This window comes from Mycobacterium sp. SM3041 (assembly GCF_039668335.1).
GTDB lineage: Bacteria > Actinomycetota > Actinomycetes > Mycobacteriales > Mycobacteriaceae > Mycobacterium.
Genome location: NZ_JAYXBQ010000046.1, coordinates 104,740 through 112,251 on the forward strand (window position 1 = coordinate 104,740; position 7,512 = coordinate 112,251).

Genomic DNA, 7,512 nt, shown 5'->3' on the forward strand with positions numbered 1-7,512 from the left:
CGGCTGCCGGTCAACGAACTCTCGCCAGGAAGCCAATGAATCCGGGACGGCCATGGGCGGTTAGCGCTCCTCGTCGATGTCGATGCGTCTGGCGGCTCGCCGCTGTGGCGGCGCGGCCGGGGATGGTTCGGTGTCGACCTCATCGAGGTCCCCGGCGGCGTCGGCGACGACATGTAATGGAGGCACGACCGGGGTGTTCACGCTGTCACGCTTGGCGGCCTTGCGTTCTCGCGTCGTGTTCGCGCCGCTGGTCTGGATGCGGTTGATTTCGGCGAGCACATCGACGGCAGGGGCGGTCTCGTCACGACGCTCGACAGCCTTGCGGGCCGCGCGCAGCACATCCAGCGAAAACGGCGCCAGCGCCCGCCTCGCCAGGGTCCATTCGGCCTCAATCCACCTGCGGCGTTTGTGATCCCGCAGGAAAACCGATTGCAGCCGATAGGGGTCATAACGGATCTCCCAACGTCCACGCGCGGGTTCGGGCAGCCCGCTGCTCACGCCGCGCAACGGATGCAGCTCGGGGCTGTCATAGTGCAACCCCTCGAAGTTGATCCCGTACGGCTGGATGCTGCGCCAGGCCACCGGCAGCAGCCCGATGTAGTCGTCACGGCCCAGCGCCACGTGCGCGGTCGGGGCGACGCCGGCGAGCGCCGCATAGGCCTCGTTGGGGGTCAGGTCCTTCTTCGGCATCGCAGGATGACGCAGGCCCGTATGCGGCTTGTTCTGCCACACCGCGACGATCCACAAGTCGAGCAGGTTCTGCACCTCAGCGAGTGTCCAAAACGCTTCCTGCTCGGGGGATCTGCCGCGCCGCACCACATTAGGTCCGGCATAGCCGGCCAGATACTGGGTGAAGCCGCTGTTGATCGCGGCGAACACGCGCTCGATGTGCGGCTTGTCGGTCGGGGTGCGCGGGGCCGCCTTGGTGACGCTGATCTGCAGCCGCTCGCACGCATTCATGAAGGTTGACCCCACATAGACCTTGCCGCGGTCGACGGTGATCGACTCGGGCACGATCACCGGCTTGGCCGCGATGCCGGCGCGTAGCTCGTCGTCGCCGGGGATCATCGCGGCCGGCAGAATCGAGCGGGAGAAACTCACCGAGGCGTGCCAGCCGGGCTGCATCGGTAGGGGAGTCAATGCCCGCGCGAGCAGCACCGCGGCGTCGACCGCCTTGGTCGCGACCGGCCGCAGAATCGCCGCACATGGTGTCCGGGTGGCGATGTCTAACGCCGCCGTCAGGTCGACGCGCCCGACCGAACCATCCGGGAAGACCACCATGAGATCCAGAGGGGTGCTGTCGATCTCGACGAGTTCGCCCGGACGGGAAGGGGATTGGCCACCCCAGGCGCGATCCGGTCGATTGGCTTGGCTGCGGCGGGTCGTGGCATTGCCGAACGGGTGCTTGGAGCGGTGCAGATTTCCCAATGCTTCATAAAGCGTAGAGCGGCCCGGGATCGGCACGCCCAATTGCTGCGCCTCGCGTTTCACCTGGGCAATAACCCGTGATTTCGTGCCGGTCGACAAGTTGGTCTGGCGGTCGATCGCGGCCTCCAGCAGCGACACCACACGCGGGTCCATGCGGCCAGTCGGGGAGGACTCTCGTGTTTTGCGTCCATCCACGAGGCCGGCGACCCCGTCACGGCGGTAGGCGGCCAGATGGCGCTGTAGCGTCCGCGCTGACATCGGCGTTCCGGTGGCGCGCAGCTCGGCCAGTTTGGCCTCAATCCGCGCGCCCAGCAGATTGCGCGGATGATACTCGGGACGGGGTTCGACCTCACCGCCGTCAGGTACGGGCGGCACGCCAGTCAGGATCTCGACGACATGGTGGTGCAGGAACTCCGCACGCCGCCTGGTCTCGGGATCCAACGTTTCCAGGACGGCGGCGGTATCGAGGTTCGGCAGCCCATCCGGCGAATCAGGGAGGTAACTGTCGTCACCCAGCAACTCGGCGACCGCGACCTTGCGGATCCGGCCCGTCATAAGATTTTTCAATGCCAGTGTCGCGCCCTCTTGCGCGACGACCTGCCAGCTGTTGCCGTCGTATTGCAGACAGTCGAACAACCGTACCGATCTCACGCCGACACCTCGGAATCCAGCGACAACGGGGTGCTCAGGTTCGCCGACAGCTGCCGCCGCCACAACAGGTGCAACACGTTGGCCAACGCCATGTCCTTTGACACGCCGGTCGACCTGGCGACACGATGCGCACCCAGACCCAACGGCAGCGGGTGGGCGAAGCAACTGGCGATCGCGGTGAACGCGTCGTCGGTCGGCGCGCATCGGTCCTGCCGATACCCAGCCAGCCACCGCACATTCTGCTCAGTGATTGGATCCAGCCCGGTGAAAACCGCGTATTGCCAACCAACCTCGGCGCAGGCACGGCGCGTCAGGTCGAACTGGGCGGCGGCGTCATCAACACAGTCTCGGTGGCGGACATCGACCAACCGGCCGTCGCCGTTGCGCAAACGGACGAAGAAGTCGGGGACATGACTCTTATGACCGGTCGTCCCACGCGGCCACAACAACGCCAGCGGCTGAGCCGCGATCGCCAGGGTGTCCGGGTCGAAGTCCGCCCACATCAGGTACTCGCGCTCCAACAGCGATTCGAACGGCACATGCGCGCGCACCGTGCTCGACCACCACAAGCCCTCGTAGTTCCGCTTACCCGGCCATGCGAAGAATCGCCGAATCGGAACAGCCCGCTCCACGCGGAGCAAGGCCAAGTCGGCCGACACATCGTCGTTGCGGATAGCGCCGCCCAACCGCAGTAAAACACGAGTCCGATCGGTCGAATTGACCGGCAGCGACTCGTTCAGCGCCGAACCCACAACAAACCTCCACACGGTGCTGAGGCGGACTGAATCTCGGCCGTCACACCAAATGAGAAGGTATGCCATTTACTTCCGGACATCAGGCGACACACCGTAGCTTGTCACAATCATCTGGAAAACTGCCAACTAAACCCGGAACGGACAACCACTGCGAGTGTTTTGCGAGACATGGGTAGGTCCGAAGTAACTGACATAATGTCGATTATCGGCGTTTGACTTTGGGCTGGTGGTGCACCCACGGCGACTTCTGGCGCAGGGTCCGCCTGTCCGGTCCGGGCCTTGCTGACAGCAACACGAGAAATCGTGACAGCTGCTCAATGAAGCTGCTCAGGTGCTTCCGAATCAGCCGCGAGTTGCACCGGCCCCGGGCTCTGCGAGCTTTCCGCTGCGGCTGACAATCGGCCGGGTGCTTGAACTGAACCGAATCGCCACGACCATCTGACAGCGCGCGACAGCCTCGGTTCAGACGTCCAGAACCAGCTGAGAGCTGCCGGGTTCTCCCGTAGCGATCAAGCATCTACCCACCCATCGCTGCGTCGACCAATGTCGCTAAACGTCACGTGACGTTATGCGCGGGGTGTGGCTGGATGTTTCCGATACGCGGATTGCGGTCTCCGGCAGCGCTTTTGAGGGTCAGGCGAAAGAATTGGTCAGCCCGCAGCGCCGATCGCAGGATGGCGGGTAGCTTCGTCCAACTCGAAACAGTCGCGGTAGCCACGCATGCGGGACGTGCTGGCGCGACAACTGTGACCTATTCAACTGACACTTCTACGACATTCCCATGTACCGTTAGTTGACACGTCAAATACGTATTCATAAACGACAGGTGGTGAAAATGCTATGAGTGACGACCCGACCGAGCCCGACCACGTGATCTCCGCATCGTTCGCGGGCAGCGACGAGTACCGCGAGACCATGACGGACGTGAACCTGAAGAACGCCGAGGTTCTCCGTTCCACCGGCGTGCTCGCGGATGACCCGTTCCTGAAGGATTTCTATTGCGTCATCGTTCACACGGTGGGGGCTCAATCGGGCGCAAAACGCATGACTGTCATCGCCTGCCTGCCGGACGATCTACTGAGGGAAGGCGACCATACCCAGCGGCTTTTTCTGTTCGCGTCGTTCGCCGGCAGTGGCGTTCGACCGGCCTGGTACCACAACATCGTCGCGCACCCCAGTCAGGTGGCGGTGGAGTTCAACAAGGAATTTTTCGACGTCGACGTCATAGAACTCCATGGTGTCCAGCGCGACGAGATCTACGATCGCATGGCCGCCGAGTACGACAATTTCCGGCAGTATGCGATCGCGAACGACGCACTCGGTAAGGATCCGATACCCGTTCTCGCACTGTTGCCGAAGGATTCGGGCAAGAAATTCCATATCCCGCAACTGACTGTGACCGAGGCATAGTCCCAACGGACAGCAACACGAAATCTGAGGATGGGACGACATGACCCGTAACGAATGGGCGGCTGGCCTGCCGTCGGTAGATTGGCTCGACGCGACCGAGGAGCGTGCCTGGCAGGGCCAGGTAATCGTTATGGGGCTGGTATTCGCCCAAATAGAGCGGGAGCTGATCGAAGAATCGGGCTTGTCGTTCGTGGACTATCGCGTGCTGATCACCCTGGCAGACGCAGCGGGTATGCACCTTGCCATGAGCCAGCTCGCGGCATCGTTGGGGTGGTCCCCCAGCAGGACTTCGCATCAGGTCAAACGAATGGAAGCGCGCGGGCTTGTCCAGCGCATCACAGGCACGGCTGACAAGCGGAGCGCGGATGCGTATCTGACCGACCTCGGTCTCGGCGCGCTGAAAGATGCCGTGCCTGGCCAAGTAGACAGGGTGAGAAGGTATTTCATCGACCGGCTCGCACCTGACCAGATCAAGGCCATGGCCGACTCGTACCAATCGTTACTCGAGTACCTGATGACGATTCAGGATTTTCCCATGCCGTCCAGGTTCGAATCCCCATCTGAATAGCTCGTCGCAGCACACGTAACAAACACCTGAATTACCGAGTCGCTACCCCGCGCGCTCATGGCTGCCCACGCGCGCCCTAATTCACGCAGAACAGGAGACATCATGACCACAACCAAAACTGCCGTCGTGACCGGCGCAAACCGCGGGTTGGGGTACGGCATCGCGAAATACCTTGGAAAGTCCGGAATTCGGGTACTGGCGGCCGCCCGTGACACCGATTCGGGCGCCGCCGCCGTGCAGGAAGCGCAGGCAGAGGGCGCCGACGTCGAACTGCTGGTGCTTGACGTGAGCGACGAGTCAAGCATCGCGCGCGCCGCTGACGATGTCACCGAGCGCTATGGCCGCATCGACTATCTGGTCAACAACGCTGGTGTCCTCTTTGACCCGATCAACGACACCGCCAATCCCCTCGACAAGATTCTGTCGGAGTCGGTGCTCCGAAACACCTTCGAAGTCAACGTGATTGGCATGGCGCTGGTGACCAAGCACTTCGCACCGCTGCTCGGCGAATCCGCGCGAATCTTCAACCTGTCCAGCCCGCTCGGGTCCTTCGACCAAGTTTCTTCCGGAGCGCTGCACCCCGGCCGCGAATTCCTCAGCTATCGCATGTCCAAGAGCGCCGTGAATATGTTCACGCTGCTCATGGCCGAGATTCTGGCGCCCCGGCAGATCGCCGTCAACTCGATCTATCCGGTATTCACTCGCACGAAAATGGCCGGCGCCGAAGCAGTAGCCCCGTACTCGATCGACGAAGGGGCAGCCAAGATCGGCCAGATCATCGTGCGCGAAGACCTACCCACCGGCCAGATCCTGAACGCCGCCGGCGGCCAGGGCAACTGGTAATCCAGCCACCAAGAAGGAGTCCCCCCGTGGTAACCGCATTTGACCCCATCACCCTCACCAATGGCCTTGCCCTGCCTAACCGCATCGTCATGGCGCCACTTACCCGCCGTCGCGCCTACGGCGAAGGACTGTCGGCGACGCCGCTGATGGCTGAGTACTACCAGCAACGCGTCAGTGCCGGATTGATCATCAGCGAGGCAATGCACGCCGGTCGAGCCGGTCAGGCCTACACCAACGAACCCGGTCTACACACCGAACGGCAATTGCAGTCGTGGCGGCCCATCGTCGAGACCGTTCACGCACACGGCGGCCGTATCTTCGCTCAGTTGCTACACGGTGGTCGTCACAGCCATCCCGCTCTGCTCGAGGACGGGATGCACCCTAAGGCGCCATCGCCGGTGGCCGGCCCCGGACTGATCCGCATCACCATCCCCGAACCCGCGCAACGGGTACCACTGCCGATCCCCGAGGCAATGACCGTGGACGACATCGCCACAACGATCGACGACTTCGCCACCGCTGCAGAGAACGCGATGCGAATCGGATTCGATGGCGTCGAGCTACACGGCGGCTACGGCTACCTCATCCAACAATTTCTGGCCGACAGCACCAACCTGCGCAGTGACAAGTATGGAGGATCAATCCACGGCCGCATCCAGTTCGTGCTGGAACTCGTCGACACCATCGCGAACCGGATTGGTCCGCACAACCTCGCACTGCGGATCAACCCGGGAGTCACCGACATGGGCATCGTCGAGTCGGACGTTGAGACCCTCTACCGCACCCTGGTCCGGGAACTGCGTCACGACCTGTCCTATCTGCACATCTTTGAATGGCCGGGACAGCGGGCAGTTACCCGCGCGCTCCGCGATGAATGGCCGGGCCAGTTGATACTCAACCCGCACGAGACATTCGACGACTGGCCAGCAGGTCCAGATGCGGTGCACGTCGTCGCCGACGGCCTGGCCGACATGGTCTCCTACGGCTCGATGTTCATTTCCAATCCTGATCTCGTACACCGGCTCCGGATCGGCGCCCCACTCACTCCCGATGATCACGCCACCCACTATCACGGCGATCACCGCGGGTACACCGACTACCCCGTCTTCGACGAACAATAACTGCCCTGCCGCGCAAGGCAATTCATCTCCGACAAACCAGGTGATCACGACCCGCCAGACGCTGTGGCATCTGGTGACCACCTAGAAGAGAAACGACAACGCGATGGCAGACGTATCGGCATTGCGTGCCGCAATGCGGGGCGCTGTATTCATACCTGGCAGCACGCAATTCGAGGAAACCTCGAAGCCGTGGAACCAGACGGTCACACAGAATCTCGCCGCGGTCCTCGAGCCGGTTGACGCCGACGACATAGTCACCGCGATCCGATTCTGTGCGGCAGGAGGTGTCCCAGTCACCGCGCAGCCAAGCGGCCACGGCGCGAGTCCGCACCTCGATGGGACCGTTGTCCTGCGCACCGGCCACCTGCGCGACATCGCGATCGATGCGTCTACACGCACCGCTCGCGTCGGGGCGGGAGTGAACTGGAACCAAGTACTCACAGCCGCCGAACCTCACGGCCTCACCGGTGCCCCGGGAAGTTCCGGCGGCGTCACGGTTGCGGGGTACACGCTGGCCGGTGGAATCAGCTGGTTCGCTCGCAAATTCGGCTGGGGCGCCGACAATGTCGAAGCTTTCCATGTCGTGATGGCGGACGGTGAACGCGCCCGGATAAGCGCCGAGCACCACCCTGACCTGTTTTGGGCGCTCCGAGGAGGAGGCGGTCAGTTCGCGATCGTCACTGAACTCGAGCTGCGATTACATAGCCTGCCCGGACTCGTGGGCGGTCGCATCGTA

7 protein-coding genes are annotated in these 7,512 nt (G+C 62.8%); 5 read left to right on the forward strand and 2 right to left on the reverse strand.

What is annotated here, in order from left to right:
• Positions 1–60 precede the first annotated feature (60 nt).
• The gene (locus VXD91_RS15570) at positions 61–2,079 is read right to left on the reverse strand and encodes a Mu transposase C-terminal domain-containing protein (RefSeq protein ID WP_105389181.1); all 2,019 of its coding nucleotides are present in this window, start codon (positions 2,077–2,079) and stop codon (positions 61–63) included.
• A complete protein-coding gene (locus VXD91_RS15575) occupies positions 2,076–2,846 on the reverse strand; it encodes a TnsA-like heteromeric transposase endonuclease subunit (RefSeq protein WP_346415833.1) in 771 nt (256 codons plus the stop codon). The genes VXD91_RS15570 and VXD91_RS15575 overlap by 4 nt, the downstream gene beginning before the upstream one ends.
• 828 nt (positions 2,847–3,674) lie before the next feature.
• On the opposite strand from VXD91_RS15575, the gene VXD91_RS15580 reads away from it, so the two are divergent.
• The 5 genes from VXD91_RS15580 to VXD91_RS15600 form a co-directional block, all read left to right on the forward strand.
• On the forward strand, positions 3,675–4,244 hold the full coding sequence (locus VXD91_RS15580; RefSeq protein WP_346415835.1) for a nitroreductase family deazaflavin-dependent oxidoreductase: 570 nt from the start codon (positions 3,675–3,677) through the stop codon (positions 4,242–4,244).
• 40 nt (positions 4,245–4,284) lie between these two features.
• Positions 4,285–4,812 carry a MarR family winged helix-turn-helix transcriptional regulator gene (locus VXD91_RS15585; protein ID WP_346415837.1) on the forward strand — a complete coding sequence of 176 codons (528 nt, stop codon included), beginning with the start codon at positions 4,285–4,287 and terminating at the stop codon, positions 4,810–4,812.
• A gap of 126 nt (positions 4,813–4,938) precedes the next feature.
• On the forward strand, positions 4,939–5,655 hold the full coding sequence (locus VXD91_RS15590; RefSeq protein WP_346415838.1) for an SDR family NAD(P)-dependent oxidoreductase: 717 nt from the start codon (positions 4,939–4,941) through the stop codon (positions 5,653–5,655).
• A 26-nt stretch (positions 5,656–5,681) separates the two neighbouring features.
• Positions 5,682–6,776, forward strand: a complete 1,095-nt coding sequence (locus tag VXD91_RS15595; RefSeq protein WP_346415839.1) for an alkene reductase — start codon at positions 5,682–5,684, stop codon at positions 6,774–6,776.
• 103 nt (positions 6,777–6,879) lie between these two features.
• On the forward strand, positions 6,880–7,512 hold a 633-nt coding region (locus tag VXD91_RS15600), incomplete at its 3' end, for an FAD-binding oxidoreductase (protein ID WP_346415840.1).